The organism is Argonema antarcticum A004/B2, assembly GCF_023333585.1.
In the GTDB taxonomy this organism is placed as follows: Bacteria; Cyanobacteriota; Cyanobacteriia; order Cyanobacteriales; family Aerosakkonemataceae; genus Argonema; species Argonema antarcticum.
In genome coordinates, this window is the sequence record NZ_JAIQZN010000025.1 from 15,442 (window position 1) to 34,984 (window position 19,543).

At 41.0% G+C, this 19,543-nt stretch carries 24 protein-coding genes; 7 read left to right on the forward strand and 17 right to left on the reverse strand.

The genetic code is table 11. From position 1 onward, the window contains the following. Positions 1-28: 28 nt before the first annotated feature. The 4 genes from LAY57_RS13030 to LAY57_RS13045 are packed head-to-tail and all read right to left on the reverse strand — an operon-like array spanning position 29 to position 2,474. Entirely contained in the window at positions 29-1,336 is a 1,308-nt protein-coding gene (locus tag LAY57_RS13030) for a HEPN domain-containing protein (RefSeq protein ID WP_249067187.1), read from the reverse strand. Beyond that, complete coding sequence (locus LAY57_RS13035; protein WP_249067189.1) at positions 1,309-1,911, reverse strand: MafI2 family immunity protein; 603 nt, start codon at positions 1,909-1,911, stop codon at positions 1,309-1,311. Before LAY57_RS13035 ends, LAY57_RS13030 begins: the two co-directional genes overlap by 28 nt. Before the next feature lie 4 nt (positions 1,912-1,915). Next, positions 1,916-2,221, reverse strand: a complete 306-nt coding sequence (locus LAY57_RS13040) for a polymorphic toxin type 50 domain-containing protein (protein ID WP_249067191.1) — start codon at positions 2,219-2,221, stop codon at positions 1,916-1,918. A gap of 25 nt (positions 2,222-2,246) precedes the next feature. After that, complete coding sequence (locus tag LAY57_RS13045) at positions 2,247-2,474, reverse strand: hypothetical protein (RefSeq protein WP_249067192.1); 228 nt, start codon at positions 2,472-2,474, stop codon at positions 2,247-2,249. A gap of 461 nt (positions 2,475-2,935) precedes the next feature. Here LAY57_RS13045 and LAY57_RS13050 point away from each other — a divergent pair, with 461 nt between their 5' ends. Continuing rightward, positions 2,936-3,160: a hypothetical protein gene (locus tag LAY57_RS13050; RefSeq protein ID WP_249067193.1), complete on the forward strand. Its 225-nt coding sequence runs from the start codon at positions 2,936-2,938 to the stop codon at positions 3,158-3,160. A gap of 13 nt (positions 3,161-3,173) precedes the next feature. Beyond that, positions 3,174-3,368, forward strand: a complete 195-nt coding sequence (locus tag LAY57_RS13055; protein WP_249067194.1) for a hypothetical protein — start codon at positions 3,174-3,176, stop codon at positions 3,366-3,368. On the opposite strand, the gene LAY57_RS13060 is transcribed toward LAY57_RS13055, so the two are convergent. Both LAY57_RS13060 and LAY57_RS13065 read right to left on the reverse strand, forming a co-directional pair. Then, entirely contained in the window at positions 3,334-4,017 is a 684-nt protein-coding gene (locus LAY57_RS13060; protein ID WP_249067195.1) for an RloB family protein, read from the reverse strand. The two genes, LAY57_RS13055 and LAY57_RS13060, sit on opposite strands and share 35 nt — an antisense overlap. A 2-nt stretch (positions 4,018-4,019) precedes the next feature. Further along, positions 4,020-5,258, reverse strand: a complete 1,239-nt coding sequence (locus LAY57_RS13065) for an AAA family ATPase (protein WP_249067196.1) — start codon at positions 5,256-5,258, stop codon at positions 4,020-4,022. Between the two features lie 357 nt (positions 5,259-5,615). Here LAY57_RS13065 and LAY57_RS35845 point away from each other — a divergent pair, with 357 nt between their 5' ends. After that, entirely contained in the window at positions 5,616-5,750 is a 135-nt protein-coding gene (locus LAY57_RS35845) for a hypothetical protein (protein ID WP_275993936.1), read from the forward strand. Then, positions 5,747-5,974, forward strand: a complete 228-nt coding sequence (locus LAY57_RS13070; protein ID WP_249067197.1) for a type II toxin-antitoxin system HicB family antitoxin — start codon at positions 5,747-5,749, stop codon at positions 5,972-5,974. The genes LAY57_RS35845 and LAY57_RS13070 overlap by 4 nt, the downstream gene beginning before the upstream one ends. Positions 5,975-6,061: 87 nt before the next feature. Here the strand turns inward: LAY57_RS13070 and LAY57_RS13075 are convergent, their stop codons facing one another. From LAY57_RS13075 to LAY57_RS13085, 3 genes are all read right to left on the reverse strand, one after another. Next, complete coding sequence (locus LAY57_RS13075; RefSeq protein WP_249067199.1) at positions 6,062-6,925, reverse strand: LecA/PA-IL family lectin; 864 nt, start codon at positions 6,923-6,925, stop codon at positions 6,062-6,064. A 266-nt stretch (positions 6,926-7,191) separates the two neighbouring features. Further along, a complete protein-coding gene (locus LAY57_RS13080; protein WP_249067201.1) occupies positions 7,192-7,944 on the reverse strand; it encodes a 4'-phosphopantetheinyl transferase family protein in 753 nt (250 codons plus the stop codon). A 189-nt stretch (positions 7,945-8,133) separates the two neighbouring features. Next, positions 8,134-9,381, reverse strand: a complete 1,248-nt coding sequence (locus LAY57_RS13085) for a glycine zipper domain-containing protein (RefSeq protein WP_249067202.1) — start codon at positions 9,379-9,381, stop codon at positions 8,134-8,136. Positions 9,382-10,149: 768 nt separating this feature from the next. On the opposite strand from LAY57_RS13085, the gene LAY57_RS13090 reads away from it, so the two are divergent. Further along, positions 10,150-10,641 (forward strand): GNAT family N-acetyltransferase, encoded by a 492-nt coding sequence (locus LAY57_RS13090; RefSeq protein ID WP_249067204.1) that lies wholly within the window; start codon positions 10,150-10,152, stop codon positions 10,639-10,641. Between the two features lie 35 nt (positions 10,642-10,676). Further along, complete coding sequence (locus LAY57_RS13095; RefSeq protein WP_249067206.1) at positions 10,677-12,089, forward strand: hypothetical protein; 1,413 nt, start codon at positions 10,677-10,679, stop codon at positions 12,087-12,089. Here LAY57_RS13095 and LAY57_RS13100 read toward each other — a convergent pair. From LAY57_RS13100 to LAY57_RS36490, 4 genes are all read right to left on the reverse strand, one after another. After that, complete coding sequence (locus LAY57_RS13100; protein ID WP_249067207.1) at positions 12,080-12,691, reverse strand: DUF8692 domain-containing protein; 612 nt, start codon at positions 12,689-12,691, stop codon at positions 12,080-12,082. The two genes, LAY57_RS13095 and LAY57_RS13100, sit on opposite strands and share 10 nt — an antisense overlap. Before the next feature lie 589 nt (positions 12,692-13,280). After that, positions 13,281-13,520 carry a hypothetical protein gene (locus tag LAY57_RS13105; protein ID WP_249067209.1) on the reverse strand — a complete coding sequence of 80 codons (240 nt, stop codon included), beginning with the start codon at positions 13,518-13,520 and terminating at the stop codon, positions 13,281-13,283. A 35-nt stretch (positions 13,521-13,555) separates the two neighbouring features. After that, positions 13,556-14,335: an MBL fold metallo-hydrolase gene (locus LAY57_RS13110; RefSeq protein ID WP_249067211.1), complete on the reverse strand. Its 780-nt coding sequence runs from the start codon at positions 14,333-14,335 to the stop codon at positions 13,556-13,558. Positions 14,336-14,517: 182 nt separating this feature from the next. Further along, on the reverse strand, positions 14,518-15,327 hold the full coding sequence (locus tag LAY57_RS36490; RefSeq protein WP_249067213.1) for a pentapeptide repeat-containing protein: 810 nt from the start codon (positions 15,325-15,327) through the stop codon (positions 14,518-14,520). 83 nt (positions 15,328-15,410) lie between these two features. Here LAY57_RS36490 and LAY57_RS13120 point away from each other — a divergent pair, with 83 nt between their 5' ends. Beyond that, positions 15,411-16,154 carry a class I SAM-dependent methyltransferase gene (locus LAY57_RS13120; protein WP_249067214.1) on the forward strand — a complete coding sequence of 248 codons (744 nt, stop codon included), beginning with the start codon at positions 15,411-15,413 and terminating at the stop codon, positions 16,152-16,154. Between the two features lie 41 nt (positions 16,155-16,195). Here the strand turns inward: LAY57_RS13120 and LAY57_RS13125 are convergent, their stop codons facing one another. From LAY57_RS13125 to LAY57_RS13140, 4 genes are all read right to left on the reverse strand, one after another. Continuing rightward, positions 16,196-16,471: a hypothetical protein gene (locus LAY57_RS13125; protein WP_249067216.1), complete on the reverse strand. Its 276-nt coding sequence runs from the start codon at positions 16,469-16,471 to the stop codon at positions 16,196-16,198. 288 nt (positions 16,472-16,759) lie between these two features. Next, positions 16,760-17,932 carry a pyridoxal phosphate-dependent aminotransferase gene (locus tag LAY57_RS13130; protein ID WP_249067217.1) on the reverse strand — a complete coding sequence of 391 codons (1,173 nt, stop codon included), beginning with the start codon at positions 17,930-17,932 and terminating at the stop codon, positions 16,760-16,762. After that, on the reverse strand, positions 17,929-18,837 hold the full coding sequence (locus LAY57_RS13135; protein WP_249067219.1) for a hypothetical protein: 909 nt from the start codon (positions 18,835-18,837) through the stop codon (positions 17,929-17,931). Before LAY57_RS13135 ends, LAY57_RS13130 begins: the two co-directional genes overlap by 4 nt. A 52-nt stretch (positions 18,838-18,889) precedes the next feature. After that, positions 18,890-19,498, reverse strand: coding sequence for a Uma2 family endonuclease (locus LAY57_RS13140; protein WP_249067220.1), 609 nt, complete (start codon positions 19,496-19,498; stop codon positions 18,890-18,892). Positions 19,499-19,543 lie beyond the last annotated feature (45 nt).

Here is a 19,543-nt window from a genome sequence, read left to right on the forward strand (position 1 = left end):
AAATACTAAAGAACAAGTACTATTTCCTTTATGATAGTGGGAAGCCTTTACACACAGGTCGGTACATATTATATTTCGGCTTTTTCTCTAGTTCTACTTTTTCCATCTCCATATAGTTACCCTGATATCCAAGCATAGAAAGAATTGTACGTATAAACAAACTTTTAAGCTTTGGTGTAAAATATACTCCTGGTTCAACATCCAACCCACCATAGCCATTATGTATCAATTTATTTCTAACGCCTATGAATTCAAGCTTAGGAAATAGATCATCGTATTTGACTTTATAATAGTCAAGCATTATTTGAAGAGAGGTTCTAAGATTACCTATTTTGTTATAGTCACCCTGCTCGAAAGGTTTTACTATTATCTTGTTAAAAATATCTACTTGGCTAATGATTTTTTCTTTTTCTTCCTGTGAGATATTATTATCTGAACTAATGATTTGTTTTTCTTCTTGCAGTACATTAGTAAAATAACTCAATATTTTTTCTTTTATTCTACTGTAATTTCGTCTTGGTAGCACTCTATTACTAACATCTTTGTTATGTTTGTAATTAAGTGTTTCTAAGGCAGTACATAAAAATATGAATTGCACTGAATTCATATCACTAGATAAGCTGTCTTGATACCAGCTAAGTGCCAAACCTAAACCTTTTTCATCAAATTTATCATAATTAACCTCGTTAGCAATCTTGGAAATAAAATCTTCAAGATCTTGAATAACCTCAATATCTCTCTTTTTAGGTTTAGGATTACCACCAATCCAATATTCTATACTTTGGTTTTTCTCATGCTCTACTTTGAATGTTTTTAGTTGATAAATTGACTCTGTAGTATGCCCGGAGGCAAAAGATAATATTAAATTAAACCAAGTGTAGTAATTTTCATATTCATAATTGATTACCTCATCAACAGGTAACTTTTTAAACTTTATCTCAGCATTTAGTACTGCATCTATTAAATTTTTTCCTTCTTCAATTCTGATTGGTTTAACGCTAATTTCTGCTTGAGAATCAAGAAATGATGTAGCAAATGGTACTCTAATCGGCAAATCAACAATACCGTATGTAACCTCTAAAAGATTACTTTCTTCTTTTTTAATATTAGGCGAATAATCTATAGATAAATTACTCAATCCTATGAAAGATTTTCCTGCATCTTTATGTATATTTTCATATAATAAATTATTACTAAAGGATATGCTTATATTGTATTTATAAACTTCGGCTAATACATCCCATCCTTCAGGAGTTTTGCCCTCTATCTGATAAATTCCTTCATAACCATGATTAATTAATACTTTTTCTAAACCTTCAAGCTGGAAAGGTTGCAATAATTTGTTTCCGTAATTATCTTCTTGTGGTAATTGTTGATCGCTACTCCTAACAATCTCAGTTTGTTTATATGAATACTTTTCACCCTCGTCAATAATTTTTTTTTATTAATTTCTCTTACTGTTATGGGATTGCATTCAAGCATAACTAAACCATTGGCATAACAGTAAATAACAGCATTATCGATATTTACGGGAAATTCATCATTGGCATTAGCTTGTTTGAAAGTACCACTAAATTTAAAGTGCTTAAAAATTGGCATATTTGTTAATTTAGCCAAAGTTTCACTTCTGCGATAAACCCAAACATCCAGCAACTTCATTTCCTGGGGTACATCGCACTGAATTACATCTAAATCCATTTGAAGGTCTGGAAAATCAGCCATTACTTCTGTCTCAACGCATGACATGGCTTCTCGATCTTCTGGAGATATTTTGCGATCGTAGTAGCATAGAATCGCGATACTGTTTTCATCCCATCCCACCGTCACGCCGCGAAGCGCTGGTGAAACTTCTCCCAAAAGCGCTCTTTGAACTGATAAAATTACGCTATTTCGCATTTCAACTGTCTGCATAATTTTACGGCCTCGCTGGAACGATGTGAACTCCTGCTTGGGAATAGTGCAATATTCCCTTTGATGTCAGTGTAGCAACTCCGGTACTAGGATCGATGTACTCTCCAATAATTTCGCCAAAATCCACACGCTCTTTAAATCCTGGTTGTCCAAAAGTACCTTTGAGAGGTTGTCCCGTTCCCCCAAAACGATTGATGAGGTCTTGCGGATCTGGATGGGTTAATATGCTTTTACCGGGGATATAATTTGGATGACCGGGGATATGCTTACCCTGCTTAGCAACATCAATATTCAGTTTTCCGTTAGTCACTTCACTGCTAGACCTACTAGATACACTATTCAAAAATTGAGAGTAACGCTTCTGAAGGTGCAGGCAGATTTTCCATTACGGATATGAAAAACCGACTATCGCGTTCGGACAGCGCCAGAGACTCATCCTCATAAGTTACAGGAACGTTTCTCTTATAATTTAAAGTTTTGTGCCTGCGTTTTAAGGAAGTGCAGAAAGCTTTTTTCTTTCGCTTATTCGGAATACCTTTTTCTTTTGTTTGTAAAGGTGACATGAGGTTGCACTTGAAGTTTTCTATGTTTTTGCCTAGCATTAGGTAATAGTCAATGGTTAAGTTAGATAGATAGCAGTAATGGTCGTTTAATATTTGTAACTACAGTTATATTAATGATATACGAGTATTCGGATCGAAGTCAAGTCTCGGCAAAAGAGAAAATGCGATCGCACTTTGGCTATGGGGTGTGGGAGTGCGATCGCTCTTTGAGTATACTTTGTAGAGATTAAACTGTTTAATTGTGGTGTAGAGTCATTGCTGTTGTAGGGGGATGAGTTGCCAAACGATTTCGTGACAGGGCAAGCACAGAGAATTCTGGAGATTTTCTACTCTACCCCATTTATAGAATGTCACCCATTGACTCGTGAGTTTGCAAGCGTGCCTGCCCGCTCTGGTATCTACGCATTTCGCCATCAATCAGATGCTATAACATTCGTATCAGGCAAGAGGAATAAAGCATAATGGAAACTGCCACCGAACACTTATCACCAGTCGCCGCAAATGCTTTTCTTGATGCGCTTCCAAATAAAATTAAGCAGGCGTTGATTGCATATTCAGCAGAAATAGAATATCCCGTAGAAGCCGTGTTAGAAATGGCGATATCTGGTTTTCTCGATCCTGATTCAGTTAGTTTTGTAGATTGTAAACCGCTATCTGGGATGGATATTGAGAGGAAAGCAAGTTAAGGGATAAAACCTTATGCTTTCCTTGAAATTACCTTATACTATTGTCATTCAATGGAGTGAGATCGCTCATCCAAAGACAAGTGCGATCTCACTTTGGCTGTGTGCGAGTTTGGGAGTGCGATCGCACATCAAAAACCTGATCGACACCCAACACCACACTTATTCAAAAACCTTTATTCCTGTTGAGGCGCAAAAATTACTTCATTAAGCTTTTCCACCAATCTATAAACTGTTGTTGATGGATTTTGATTGTGTATTCTTGTTATCTCTTCCAGCGTTAAATTATCCAACTTATCGGTATCTATACCATAACTAGACAAAAGGTTTCTAGCATATTTAATAGCATTAGCTTGTTTATCTTTCAGTTTTTCATACATATCCTCACAATTTTTTTCATATTTTTCTCCGAGTCGCGTCTTACTACTAAGCATCTCTTTTAAATTGCTGCGATGTGTTTCACTGACATAATATTCATAATGCAATAGATACCATAACTCAAAAGCGTCATTAGAAATAGCTAAATTTACTTTATTTTCTCTAGCTAATCTAATTGCTTCATTAAAATTTTGTTGATTATTATTTTCCTTTTTGGCATCTCTATCAAATACACACCAAACCTCATCTTCACCGTAAGCACTATCATCTTTTAATTTTTTAGCTTTTTTTACTACCGTTATACCGACTGCGCTGGCTGGTATAATTTGAATAGTTGCAGTTTTGTTATCTCTGCCTATCTTTTGGAAAGCTGCAAAATAATTCGGCTCAGTTTCTATACCTTCACAAACAATCAAAAAAGTTTTCCTTACGGATTTATAATTTGTTTTCCTCTCAAAAGGCTTAGGCTTTTTTTTACTCATTTCTATTGATTAGCTAAAAGTTCCCGAAAATTTCCTATAAAAGGAATAGCTCCATATTTACCGCGAATATAATCTGATTCAAAAGCAGCATCTTCTGGTATATCGTACTCAACTAAAGAATATAAATCAGTAGCTCCTTGTTGATTTTTCTCTGTAAACCATATTTGATCTCGCCTTAATAATCTACTTCCAAATAAACGAGAACTCAACAAGTTTGTATCGTGAGTCATAAAAATAAGTTGCGCTCCTTTTGAGTTATATTCCTGGGAATTAAATAACTGTACAATTTGGCGAGTAATCATAGGATGTAACTTCGCATCTAATTCATCTATAACAATAAGATGCCCGTTTCTTAGAGCATTTAAAAGAATGCCTGATAAATAAAATAATTTTTTTGTTCCTTCCGATTCATTTTCTTCCAACTCGAATTTTTCGATTTCTACAACCTGATCTTCTTCATTATACTTTTCATGCCATGTCTGAATGCTAGTGCTAGAAATTTCATTCGCTGAACGTAAAATTAACTTTTTGAGTTCCTCTGGCATCTCTGAAGGCAGAGATACACTTTCTTTAGTCATGCGAATATCGTATATGTATAAATCTAAATCTTTAATAAATTGCACTATATCTTCTCTATGAGAAAATGAAGATTCAAAATATTTGATAGTGATATTTCTGTAATTCCTATCCTGGGTTCCTGAAATAACTTGACAGTTGAAAAACCATTTCAATATTTGTTCAGAAATCTTTCCATTAAACTGGGCTGAGACAGATAGGAATAGAGAGTTATGTTTGGTCTTTTCTTCTAAGCTTTTTCCCTCTTTAAAAAATTTTGAACTAATTCTAAATTGATTTTTGTTCCTGGTAAATAAATTATATTCTTGTACATTAGTTGTGCAATATAACCACTCGTTAATAATTTTTTCTTTAGTTAGTTCAAAACCATATCTATAAATTTTATTACTTAGCCAAAAGATAACCTGAAAAAATGAAGGTTTATTCTCAGTTACCGTACTAAGTCTAAAGGGTTCTATTTCGATTTCATCAGTAATTTGAATTTGTCTGGAAGAATCAATAACAAACCTCCTCATAAATCCAAATGCTTTAGCAAAATTACTTTTACCACTTGCATTTGCTCCATAAATAGCAGCGGTTTGCAGTAAATTTAATTTTTCATTTACTGTAAATACACTATTACTATCTAGTTCTGAATCTTGGTTGTCAATATCAGATGCAACCATGCTGAAAGTAAGTGTCTCCTTAAAAGACAGGTAGTTACCAACTTGAAACTCGATCAGCATGAACTTAATTTAACCTTTTTTGCTTGTTTGTTCTAGCTAGTATTACAGCATATTCTAGGTATAGTAACAACCCTCACCTATAAAAAAGTTCCCAGTAATACTCTGAGGTCTGCAAATAGCCGTAATACAACTATCATAAACCAATACAGAGTATTTTTCCCGCCCCATAAGCAAGCAACTATCTGCCCCAAGATTCTGAAACTATCCCTGGTTTAAAATCATCCAACGGATAGAGGTATAATTTCAATTGACCTTAGTTATATTAATGATATACGAGTATTCGGATCGAAGTCAAGTTTGGGGTTAAGAGCAAATGCGATCGCACTTTGGATATGTGTGAGTTTGGGAGTGCGAAAAGCATATTTAGAAAAACAAGTTAATCAAAAATTAGCTAAATTACAAAAAATTCAAGAAAAGGAGTCAGAACAATGAAATTACCTTATACAATAGTCATTCAATGGAGTGATGAAGATGGATGTTATTTAGTCCATTTACCAGAGTTTCCCACTCAACAATTTCACACTCATGGTGACACCTATCAAGAAGCCTTAAGCAACGCTCAAGAAGTTTTGGAATTACTCGTTGAAGAATATCAACAAGACGGTAAACCTTTACCTCAACCTAAACCGCTAGTTACTATTTCTCAAGTTGCTTAGGGTGTGGGGTGTGGGAGTGCTGGAAGATCTAAATTTTCCCCCTCCCTGTTGCGGGGAGAGGGTGAGGGGGTGGGGTAAGCTATCCGATTAATTGACGCTCAAAATTGACCACTTAACGGTTTGACTGCCACTGTTGTCAAAGTATATGTATTGTTGGTCATTGTTGATGAACGATACGGTTTCGCCAGGATTGAGTTCAACTGTCTGTTCCTTGCCGTTAGCAACAGCTCGATCGTCTTTTACCGCCACCAGTGCTGCTGGCGTTATGCCTTGGAAACGCATATATGGTTCTCGCCCCGTATTCGCCGGATTGCCATTGGCATCTACCATGTTAGCGATCGGGGCGTTGTTGTCGCTCCACCCGTAGTTCCACGTTCCCTCGGCTTGAATTTTTAATGTTATCTTTTTGTCCGATTCGTTAATCAAGCTGGGAAGGTTTTCCTCTTCAGTTGCCAAAACAATAAGTTCGCCGCTAGGTAGGGGAAAGGTTTTATTGTCAGGGCCAGAGACAATAGATTCTTCTTTAGTTGAAGTAGAACCGTTACCGTTCTTGATGCTGGCAATAGACCACTTAATCGTGAGACTGCCACTGTTGTCACCGTACACACCCGGTTGGTCATTGTTTATAAACGATACAGTCTTGCCTGGTGGGATCTCGATCGTATGTTCCTTGCCGCTTCCCACAGGTTTGCCATCAATTACCGCCACCAGTGCCGCTGGCGTTACGTCTGGAAAGCGCATATATGGGTTTCGTCCAGTCTGCGCCGTATTGCCATCGCCATCGACTTGATTAGCGAATGCGTCTTTACCTCCGTAACTCCACTTTCCCTCAGCTTGAATTTTAAATGTTATCGTTTTGTCAGATTGGTTGGTCAAGCTAGGAAGGGTTTTTTCCTCTTTTGCGAAAACGGTAAGTTCACCGCTGGGTAGCTTTATGCTGGATTTGGTCATGGTTTTTTTTAGTTGCTCGTTTACAGGAGTTACTTTACCATAGACGCCCTCAGTAACTTGTAATTTCTTTAACTTTTTTTTATAAAAGCTATGATTTTTATGATTTAAAATACTAAGGACTCCAGATGAACAAAAAAAACGTAACTGCACCCACAAAAATAGGTCTTCCGTACTTACTATGCTATTTGAGCAGAGGAGCAGATGAGAAAATAAATAAAAATGTTCTTAACTGAACAAAAACATAGTAAATACGGAAGAGCCGATTTTCACTCCTCCAGCCACTGCCAGCAGCTGATATTAAAACCAAAACCTTCTACGGCAAGAGCAGCAACATAGCCAGTCACAGGGATAAAATCTTGAAGCAACCAATTAGCAGCTGACTCGGTATCGCTTTTGATACTAAGTAGCTTAGCTGGTTCTCCTGGAGATAAGGAAACATCAAATCCATCCAGGGGGAAACTTAATCCATCTCCAATTGCTTTGACATAAGCTTCTTTGCGAGTCCAGCAATTATAAAATGCTACTTGTTGTTGACTGCGATCGAGGTCGCGCAATACAGCATATTCTTGGGAGGAAAAGAAACGTTTGGCAATTTGTTCGGCATCGTCAATGGGACGGATTTTTTCGATGTCGATACCGAGATTGCGATCGCACGTCACCGCATATAGAGCAAATCCATGAGAGTCAGATAAATTAAACCGCAGTCTATCCCCACCGCAGGTTTCCGCCAGTGCAGGTTTGCCGCGAGAACCATAATTAAATTCCAACTCATTTGGCGATCTATCCAAATAGCGACTCAAAATCGTTCTGAGAATTCCACGACGAGCTATGAAACGGTTTCTATGCTGCTCAAAGTAAAATCTCTCGGCCCTCTTTAGCTCATCCTCAGAGAGGATTTGTGCTAGCTGCTGAACTCGTAGACTGGGTAAGTCAATACAAGCACACCAGATATGAATATCATTACTCGACAATGTAAAATCTGCTGGTGGAGCATCCCAGATACAACCAGAAACCGTCATCAGTAGCTATCCTTTAAGATCGGAGAAACAAAAGATAAATTATGCCAGATTTTTCTGACGATTTCCCCTGCTAGCTAAACAGTAAATTTCACTAATCCTTTACTGCCAAAGGTGGGCCATTGTTGACCCACCCCCATCAAAAGTTATAACTGCAAGCTTTAACCAAACAAGAAAGCTTGTGCAAAGTTATTACAACGGCGTGCTGCGATCGATGATGTTCAGATTTCGATCGTCAACACTGTCGTCTTTCACTGGTTTGTCAACGTTGACTGATTGAGTGTCGAAGGTTGAGTTCTCAACGTAAGCAGTCTCTCCATAAACTTCCATCGGAGCGACTTCTCCTTGATAAAAGCCCGCATTAGTAGAAGCTACTGGCATACCAGTGTCTGTAGGGGCAGTGCGATTATCAACAATAGTTACATAGGAGACATCCTCAGTTGCACCTTTTCCTGACTTCGCTACAGAGGACTTGACATCCTCAGCTTTATCCTTGAAAGCTTCACCTACACCTTGAACAGAAGTTTTGATCCCCTCAGCGCTACCCTTAACTGCCTCTACTACAGATGGCTTCACTTCCTGGGCGGCATCCCTTACGGCATCCCCTACACCTTGAACAGAAGTCTTGATCCCCTCAGCACTACCCTTGACCGCATCTACTACAGATGGCTTGACCTCTTGAGCGGTATCCCTTACGGCGTCGCCTACACCTTGAACAGAAGTCTTGATTCCCTCAGCGCTACCCTTAACGGCGTCTACTACAGAGGGCTTGACTTCCTCAACGGCACTCTTTACGGACTGGGCTACATCTTTTACAGATGGCTTGACATCCTCAACGGCTTCGTTTAAGGTTTGCGCTGCATTTACTAGAGATGGCTTGGCTTCCTCAACTGTACTCCTGACGGACTCCGCCATACCTACTACAGAAGGCTTGGCTTCCTCAACTGTACTCCTGACGGACTCCGCTATACCTACTACAGAAGGCTTGACTTCCTCAACTGTACTCTTGACGGAATCCGCTATACCTATTACAGAGGGCTTGACTTCCTCAAGCGTAACCTTTGCTGCATCCCCTACATCTTCTACCGTGTGGGTAACACCTTCAGCCACACCCTTTACTGCGCCTACTACATCTTCTACAGTGTGGCTAACGCTCTCGGCTGCATCATTACCAGTGATACCGCCAGCTAATGCGCCTACTACAGCACCGATCGCTGCTCCAGCGCGACCCCCAACTAAACTACCAATAGCCGCTCCTGCTACCCCGCCTGCAGCGGCACCAATGCGTGTGCCAACTGGATGAATAGCAGGTTGATCTATAGTTGCTTGAGCATTTTCTTGACGCTCCTCAGAAGGCTCCTTGTTCTCGCTCATCACAATTTTTTCTTCTGTAGGTTGAACATCAGATTGACTCATATCGTATTGATCCTTCTCGTTCATAACAATGGTTTCCTCTTTTGATTTATGCCTCGATTCAGCAAACTACTATCTAAACTCTCTTATAGAGAGATTCATTAATTTGTTTGCACTGTCAATCAATACATCCGAATCTGGATGTGATAAGCTATTACGCATCTACATCGAATACAAAGACGGGCAGAATGCCCATCCCACAATAAGCTCAGAAAAACTGACTGTGAAATTAGATGCGTAGCAGATGAATATCGACATTTATAGGTATGGGCGCGGTTGCATAACTCTCATTTGGGGCGATATTTTACTAACAGTAAATATAACAACCGTAGCCCAATACTTACACCTCTCCTGCGAAAGATATGGCTAAATACAAAGTCATTCTGCGGTTGTAAGTCTTAGGTTTATACGAGTAATTACCCATTGCAAATAAGCAAATGGTATGTATGATGCCATACTTCTTTGTCGGTAGTCTCTCCAAAGGAGTAATTTCACAGATCAAATTCCATCTCAGTGAAATTTCACCCGGTTGTGTGAGCCGCCCAATACCTACCGGCGATTACCTTTAGATCAAGTAGATGCACTCTGATGAAACCCCTGACGGCAGGGGTTTTTTGTTTGGGAAAGCCGACTGCTACAGGGATTTTCTCTGGGCCGATCGCTTTATACTGTCCTAAGATATCTGACTATGGGTATAAATTAAAATTCTAGATTGTGCGATTTGAGGACTGTTTGAAGCTAAGCTGGGAGCAGGAGGTAGATTTTGCTTTCCCTGAACAATCAACCGGAAACTATATGATTATCCGTCCAGCGACACCAGCTGACGTACCCGCAGTCCTACCAATGGTAGCTAAGATTTGTGCTTTACACGAATCTTGGGATTCTGCTAAGTATGGGTTTTTACCAAATCCAGAGTTGCGTTACGATCGCTGGTTGGCTAAAATTGCGATAGACGATCGGGCCGTGTTTCTAGTAGCTGAAATTGAAGCAACTGAGCCAAAACAATCCCCTCTATTGGTTGCATTTCTGGTCGCAACGGTAGAGCGCGAAATACCCATCTACCGCCTCAAGGAATTTGCTTTTATTCACGACATTTGGGTGGAGCCAGAATATCGCCATGCAGGGATTGCACGGCAGATGGTAATGCAGGCTGTAGAACTTTTTGGCAAGATGGGAATTAAACAAATTCGCCTGGATACATCTGGCCCTAACGAAGCGGCTCGGCGCTTGTTTTCGTCGTGCGGTTTTCGGATAAGCACTATGGAAATGCTGATCGAATTAGAATAACCTCGAAAAAGTAAAAACGCATAACTTTTGCCTTTATGACATCAAATCTAGGGATCAAAAAACTTCCAGTCCGTCGTTACCTTTGGCTGTCCCGGTTAATTGCCATCATTGCCTCTGTAAACTTAGGTTTAGTATTTTTTGACCTGAGTTATATACCTTGGCGCGACTTATACTTGGAATTTGTCCCAAGTATAACTCAATTGTACGACCCGGTTAAGGGAATTGAACCTCATCGAGAAACCCAGAGATATCTCGACCGGGTAACCAAACTCGAACAACAGATAATCCAGACAGGTTTAGAGTCGTCTGAGGTAGAAAGCTTACTTTCCGAGTTGCGAACCCTCAGTAACGAAATCATTCAAGATAATCCATTTGCATTGGCAAATAAAAGTGGCTATTTAGAGAAGATAAAAAATAAAATGCGCGATCGCATAGGCAAAGAATCTGCCCGCGAAGCATTTAGTCAATTTTGGAGTCAAGCTTATCTCTCCCAAGCTGGTTGGCAAAAAGAAGTCAAATTTTTTAACAACCATACCCGACCCCTGATGCAAAGTAACTACTATCGCCATACGGGAACTAATGGCAAATTTGTTGATAAATTTTGGCTGATCGATCTACCTTTTGTTATTCTATTTGGCTTAGATTTCCTAGTCCGTACTTTCTCGATCGCACGCACCAATCCTCAATTAAACTGGTTCTCAGCAATGCTGCGGCGTTGGTTTGACGTTTTTTTACTACTACCTTTCTGGCGCTGGTTGCGAATCATTGCAGTCACAATTCGCCTCCACCAAGCTGACTTAATCAATCTCGAACCAGTACGACAACAAATTAACCATGATTTCGTTGCTAATTTCGCTGAAGAACTTACTGAAGTCGTGGGAGTTCGGATGATTAGTCAAATGCAAGAGTCAATTCAACGGGGTGACGTAACGCGGTGGTTGTTTCATGGGGAAAATCGCCGCCTTTACGTTGATATCAATAATACCAATGAATTGCAAGCGATCGCATCTCGTGTTCTCAAATTAAGTATCTATGACGTTCTCCCTCAAATCCAACCCGACATCGAAGCTTTAGTGGGTTATATTATTGAAAGTACCTTCAACCAATCTCCTGTTTATCAGCAACTTCAGAATCTACCAGGTTTGAGTAATTTACGCACGCAGCTTACCGATAATTTAGCTAAAGATTTGTCTGGTACAGCTTATAAAACACTGACAGCAACAATAGAAGATCCGCTTGTGGCAGAATTAACGACTCGTTTGGTGGTCAACTTTCAAAAAGCGTTAGAATTGCAACTAAAGAAAAAGCCTCACCAAACGGAAATTCAATCCTTGCTCGTAGATATGTTAGAAGAAATCAAAATTAACTACGTCAAAGGCATTGCAGAAGGAGGGGTTGAAAAAATATTGTCAGAATCGGAACAGATACGTCAAATTGTTCAGGGATGAGTTTGCGATCGCAATATTTCTCCATAGCAGACATACCAAAAGTAAAGTGCGATATTAATCTCGCTGAACAACTTGGGTACACCCTCAAGCAAACCGGGAATTCCATGACCGTGTAATTTCAGCGAATCAACTACAATGCCAATGAATAATAAACCCATTCCCGTTAGAAGCAAAAAGTAGGGCGTTGATTTTATTGTCCGTCTGAATGCGAATCCGTATCCGGCAGCAACAAGTCCATATATTAAGCTAGTAACTAGCTTGGGAATACCGGCAAATGATATGAGATAAATGTGAATACGAAAGATTTCGTTGATGAGAAACCCTCCTGTTAAAAGAGCAGAACAAAGGATAAATACATTGTTTTTACCGCGCGGTACAATCGTTTTGAGCAATCCAAAAGTAAAAGCACAAACTATAGTTGGTACAGAACACAATAACTGGAATGTCCGGGTTAAAAAACCTATATCTGGCTCTGAGAAAGTAAACGGAGGTAGGAACAATCCGCCTACTGATGAGCCAAAAAAATTGGCATATATAACTAGAGCAATAACCAGCAGAAAAGATAAAATGTTGACCCACACAACAGAGCGGTAAATTTTCATAACGCGATCGCAAAACACTTTTAATGGTTAGATGCTTCCAATATACTAAATTTATGCTATAAATCCATGCGATCGGCCCGACTGACGGACGCTACGACAGCCTATCCATAAATGACCCGAAATGAAAAATGTCAATCTCTGACCGCGCAAAGTATCGGATATTGGGTGTGACGCTAATCACAAACTGTAGCAAGCGGGTATCACATAGTTAAAAACTACCAAGTCACAATAAATTAATTACCTCATCACATATTTCGATGATTATTATCAACATTGTGTAGTACTTTTATCACAGATTAGTGGACAATAATAGCTCAATATAAAGATATCAGCTAAATGCAAATAAAACGCAGCTTCTCCTAAGCAAATTATCAATAATTCTCTGGCTATCAATCAACTGGTGCTATCCATCTCCAGTTATATTTTAGTTTTAAAAAGTTTGTCCGCGTTCCTCCTGATCTACAGTAAAGCCCGGTGGTGCTACCGGGCTTTTTATTAAGTTACCCCAGAAACCCGGTTTCTTCAAGAAACCCGGTTTCTCTGTACCTCACTCACCTGAATAGATCTGTAAATGACTAATAACAAATCCTTATGTTTTAGTTTTAGCAGTCAGCGTCAAATCGCTCATTCCCCAAGTTTCAAAGAACTGCCGAAATAGAAATTCACTGGCTGAAGTTAAGTCTCCATCAGAAGCGATCGCTCCTCCTGAGATTATGTTTCCCGCATCGGTTCGGAAAACCAGTTGTAGTTCCCCCTCTTCATCTTTTTGAATTGCCAAACTACCTCTAGCCAAAACTTGACCAGCGCGACTCGAAATCGTACAGCGCATTTTTAATTCCTAGATAAAAGAACACAAACGTTACTTTACAAAACTAATGCCCGCTGCTCTAATTGCAGTTCAAAACGCTCCCCAGGTTTTGCTTCGATCACCCGCGTCGCGAGATTATTTTCAGCCAAACTAGAGCGCAATTCATCTGCACTTCCCACAACCCGAAGAAAAGACATCAGCAATCCCTCAAAGGTCACATCTCCTCCAGCAGCTGTGGGTAACATCACTTGGGGTTGCAGCAATTTTGCCACATCTAAAGCACTTTTAGTACCCTTGATAATCGGCCCAAGTAAAGGTAGCGCCAAGTCAATTATCGGCGTAATTACCACATCGACAGGTGCCGCTTCTTTCAGCAACGGGGAATGATATCCGTGCGGTTCGTAATAGAGAGTCAAGCCAGTTTCTAACTCTTTGAGGAGATAACCATTTTCAATCAATGTGGGGCCAATGGGAGAGCCAGGAATTGCCTTGATTTGGAGGCTTTTATTCAACGCAAATGTCTCCCCGTGAGCGAGTGCCGTTACCTGGGTGTAACCTAACTCCCGCGCTACTTTAGCAGCATTAGGAGAACCTACAACGGGAATTTTGCGATCGATCTGTTTAAGCGTCGGTGGGTGCGCGTGATCTTCCAAACCCTGAGATAGCAGAATCAGGTCAATATTCTCTGGTATTGGGCGTTCAGTACCCTTAGAGCCTTTGAACAGCCAGTCGATGTTACCGAAAACTAACGAACCAACCAGCCAAGGATCGAGGAGAATTCGTTTCCCGCCGATTTCAATCAACCAGGAATTGCTGTCTAACCAGGTCAGGTGCATAGCAGATATGAAAATGTCGCTTCTTTTTATTTTATGCTATTGTTACGAAATTTTAATCAAAATTAGGACTTACGCTTTTCTCCCCTCTAGCCCTCCAAATCTGGGGGGAACAGGACTTTTATCCCCCCAGATTTGGGGGGCTAGGGGGCAAAACATTGGTTTTTGCCTAACTCCTGAAAATATTAATCATGAATTGTGCCATCAGGCATAATTGTCCCAGCTAAGTTTGCTCCCACCAGTTTCACAAAAATGCGTCCGCTAGACCCGACTTTGGCTCCTCTCAAATCGGCTCCCCTCAAATCGGCTCCACTCAAATCGGCTCCAATTAAATTAGCTTCGCGTAAATTGGCTTCTCGAAGATCGGCTTGCAGCAGATTAGCTCTAAACAAATCGGCTTTAAATAAGTTGGCTCCATTAAGATTAGTTTTGTGCAGAAAGGCATCTTTGAGATTGGCACCAGTTAGGTTAGCGCGGCTCAGGTTTCTTCCAGATAAATCTTTTTCGCTTAAGTCTGCCTGACTCATGTCTTTTCCACTCAAGTCTGCATTTTGTTTCTGGGATTGAGAGTGAGATTGATGTGGGTATTGAGAGTAAGATTGATGTGGGTATTGAGAGTAAGATTGATGCGGGGATTGCGAGTGAGATTGATGCGGGGATTGCGAGTGAGATTGATGCGGGGATTGCGAGTGAGATTGATGCGGGGATTGCGAGTGAGATTGATGCGGGGATTGCGAGTGGCTTTGATGCGGGGATTGAGGTTGCTTTTGTTTAGCTGTATTTGGAGGTTTTGGTTGAAAAGAGCGCAAGCGATCGCGAGCTTCATTGATTTGTTTTAGTTTGTCTTGCGCTTTCTCTTGTAATCGGATATTATCTTTAGGAATGCGGTCAGGATGCCAAATAAATGCCAAATCTTTGTAAGCCTGGTTAACATCTTCAAGAGTTGCTCCCGGCTCCAGTTCAAGTATTTTGTAATATTTATCCAAGTCATTCATAAAAGTTTTTTAGTCATTAGTGATTGGGATATCAGTGCATTCGTGTATATCAGTGTCGTGCTGCATTAGTCATTTGAGTAACAATGAGTACAAAAAATCATCCTAACTTTTTTGGCCGAGTAACAGCCATTATCTTTATCATCCTCTGCGGGCTGATTCTGAGTGCCTGTCAGACTCTGGAAGTCGTGTCAGCTGTTTATCAGGATCGGGCCATCCACAGCCCAGACGGCATTGGTAAAGTTTACATGGGCAGAGAGATAGCCCAAGTTATGGGACACCAGGGAGCGATGTGGCTGGAGCGATCGAGTCGCGAGAAAGAAGAACAACCAAACCTTGTGGTAGAAGCCCTCGACTTGAAACCAACCGATATTGTAGCCGACATTGGAGCCGGTACAGGTTATTTCAGTTTTCGGATTAGTCCCTTAGTGCCAGAAGGGAAAGTTTTGGCTGTAGATATTCAACCCCAGATGCTTGACATTATTAACTTTTTGAATAAGGAGAACAGTGTTACTAATGTCGAACCTATTTTGGCAAGCGTTACCGACCCCAAACTCCCCCCGCAAAGTATTGACCTAGCCTTAATGGTAGATGCTTATCACGAATTCAGCTATCCTAAAGAAGTCATGGAAGGAATAGTGACGGCGCTCAAACCGGGTGGACGGGTAGTTCTCGTTGAATACCGGGGCGAAAATCCATTTGTGATGATCAAACCGCTACATAAAATGACACAAAACCAAGTCCGCAAAGAAATGTCAGCGATCGGTCTTGTCTGGGTTGAAACGAAAAATATTTTGCCTCAGCAGCATATAATGGTGTTCAAAAAGTAGCGTATTTTAATGAATACAAAACGCGAAAGAGGGAGGTATTACTAATTTTTTCCTCGTTGTTTAGCCGTTTCTTCCTCAAGCTTGATAGCTAAATCGATGAGAAATCGTACATGATTAATTGTTGAGGTTATATCGTCTTGATTTATAGGACAGCCGAACCGGGCAAAGCTTTCTTGTGGATGTTGCCAACGCAACCAAAGCTTTCCGTTGATCAGCTTAGTAGTTAGCCGCCAGCCTTTATATTGTGCAGGGATTTGCTGAAATTCTTGATCAGATGAGTTGGATGGTTCCGTTTCAGGTTCGCTAACTAGCATCATCGTCTTAGGGTTTTAACTCAATATGTTTAATATTCAGTGAAAATACTGTCGTTAGTCGTGACTAAACTCTTTAGCAAACGGTGATAATTAAAAGGCGATCGCGTGAGCTGAGGGTTTAACTCCCCGTGACTAAACCTAAGCCATCAGTGTGAGCGGAGTCACACTTACCGACTTCGTGTAGAATCCTTATATAGCAACCGATGAAAGTCAGTTAGGACGTTCTTAATTCCTGAAACCCTGGCGGATTCTATCCCCTTCTTCCCCTAGCCCCTAGCTATAGTTATGGCCTCAATGAGCGCCTAAAATCGTTTGCAAACCCCCCACCAGTCGCCCAATGCCTTCTACAGCCGTCTCCTCTTTGATAGCACCATAGGCAACGCGCAGGTAACACCCATCTTCCATACCAAAGGTAGTCCCTGGAATTACGGCTACCCCATGTTCCCGGATCAGCCGCTCTACCAACTCCATCGCGCCTAGCTGAGTGCGGACTTTGAGCAGAAAATAGAAAGCGCCATCGGCTTTAGGAATAGTACATAAGTCTTGAATGCGATCGAATTCTTTTAAGCACTTTTCTCGCACTACTGCGATCGCACTCAACTTTTCTTTACAATATCCCACACCTGCCTGCAACGCTCCCAAAGCCGCATATTGGGAGATAACTGGCGGACAAATCAGAATTGTATCCTGAATTTTCTTGACCGAAAGGAGTAAATGTTCGGGGATTACCATGTAGCCGATGCGCCAACTGGCAAAACCGTAAGCTTTGGAAAGAGAATAAAGCAAAATGGTGTACTCACAACTTTCTGGATTTGCTCCTGGGGAGAAGTGATGTACGCCATTGTAGGTAAAATATTCGTAAGCTTCATCACTAATATGGTAGATACCGTGGTGACGACAAATTTCGTTTACCGCTTGCAATGCTTCTTTTGGATAGACTGCGCCAGTGGGGTTGTTGGGTGAAATAGTGACGACGGCGCGGGTTTTTGCGGTGATGGCTTTTTCGATCGAATCTGGAATTAACTGATAATTTGCATCGGTAGGTACAAGTACTGCTTGGCAACTCGCCATTGCGATCGCCATTTCGTGATTAAAATAATATGGTGAAATCAGAATAATTTCATCCCCAGGCGAAGTAATTGCCAGCACCGCATTCATAAACGCCATATTTCCGCCAGCGGTCACCACAATACAGCGATTATCATCAATTTCGATCTTATTTTCCATTAAAAGTTTGCTTTTTATCGCTGCTTGCAACAACGGAATTCCCTCTACCGCTTGGTACTTGTGATTTTGGGGATTGGCTAGAAATTCGGTAATTTGCTCGATCGCTGACGGCGGCGGGCCATAATAGACTACCCCTTGTCCCAAAGAAATCGTCCCCGGATGCTGGCGAATTAGTTCCCCCACTACCGGGATAATTGGCGATTGCACCGCCTGCATTCTCAGAGTTTCCTTTCTCATTCAATTCCAAATCTAGCCAACAAATCTTCGCGAGACAATTGCAGAAGCAGACGCGAATACTCCTCTGGCGGTAACTTTAGCAAAGGCTCAATTACCCTCGACAGTTCCTCATCCACAGAGTCAAATCGCAGTCTCAACAAGTTTCCCACCACCAGGCGACGTTCCTGTAAACTTCCTTCTCGTACTCCTTCTTGTACTCCTTCCCGTAAAGTATTTTCCCGCCATTCCAGATAAGCTGGTGTTAAATTCATAATCAATTCCCTCTCATCTTCGGTTAAATTGTCTTTTCTTTCGACATTAATACGCCAGGTAGAAATCAGTTCTAAAACGTTGCGGCGTAATGGGTTTTCGGGAGGAAGTGCGGTAATTTCATTAATAGCTTGCTGCTGAGTTGTCCCTTTTCCCAGAATTCTCAGCCAGAGAGTCTGTTCTGTAAGGGGTAATTGGTTTATCGCCACTACCGCTGTCTTCAGAGCATCGGCTAAAAAGTAAACGCCTATAGGCCAATTGTCTGGATCTAGTCTAGCGCCAAAGCTATCGAGTAAGGCGGCGGAAGCGGAAGTTGCCAAAATCCACAAGCGGGGTAATTCGGCTTCGGGAAGTTCCTCGTCTTCGCGCCTAGCTTTGCGCTGTAACTCGCTGTGGAGAGAAAATAGTTTCACCATACAGCTGCGAATCTCGGTTTTGCTGGGTTGATTGCGAAATGGTTCCAGCAGACAGGGAGTAGATACCATTTTACCTAGTAATCCCAGTATTTCGCGATCGGCTGTTGGATTTGGTGCAAAGCAGATATCGACTTGGCGGACTTCCCCAGCTATTTCGCGGCTGATTTCTACTTCGCCAAGCGGTGCGAGTAGTTCTTCTAGATACTGCTTGGCAAATTGGTCGTGCGGTTGTCGGGTCATCCGATGCAAGGATTTTGGATTTGGGATTTTATATATTATATGTTGTCAATATCTATGCTGCAAACACTTGCTCTGCTGTCAGCGCCAGTTCTGTAAAAGTCCGCGATCCAATCCGTTCATTACCTCGATATGGAGTACATTGATAAACCCCATTTTCATCCAGTAAGTAGACAAAAATTGTTGGTACTTTGGGATTGCCCAAATAATTCCGACTACCTAAAGCCAAATAATCTACAATCCAGTATTCCGCAATTCCTAACCGTTGATACTCATCCAGCTTATCGATATAGTCATCCTCCCAATTAGTAGATATGACCTCCACAGCTAACTGTAGAGGTTCAACAAAAGCAGTATAAGCAGAAAGGTTCGAGTCCCAGAGCGCTTTGTCTACTACACTCACATCAGGAAATCGACCTTGTTCTCTACCATCTGGCGTAAGTGTCCTCACCATAATTCTACCGGAAACTCTGTAGTTTAGATTGAGACGTTCAACCTCTCTATCAAACTTTCTGACAAGGAAATCTGCTGTATTGTCATGTTGTCTTGTAGCTAATTTTCTCAGAATTTCTCCGTTCACCAGTTCATAACGACCTTCTTCATCAACTTCTAGCTCAAGGAATTGCTCAAAGGTGAGTTGTTGTTTGATTTTAGTTGCGGTCATAGTTTATTCTCATCTCGATCGATAGAATTATGGAAACCAGAAAGA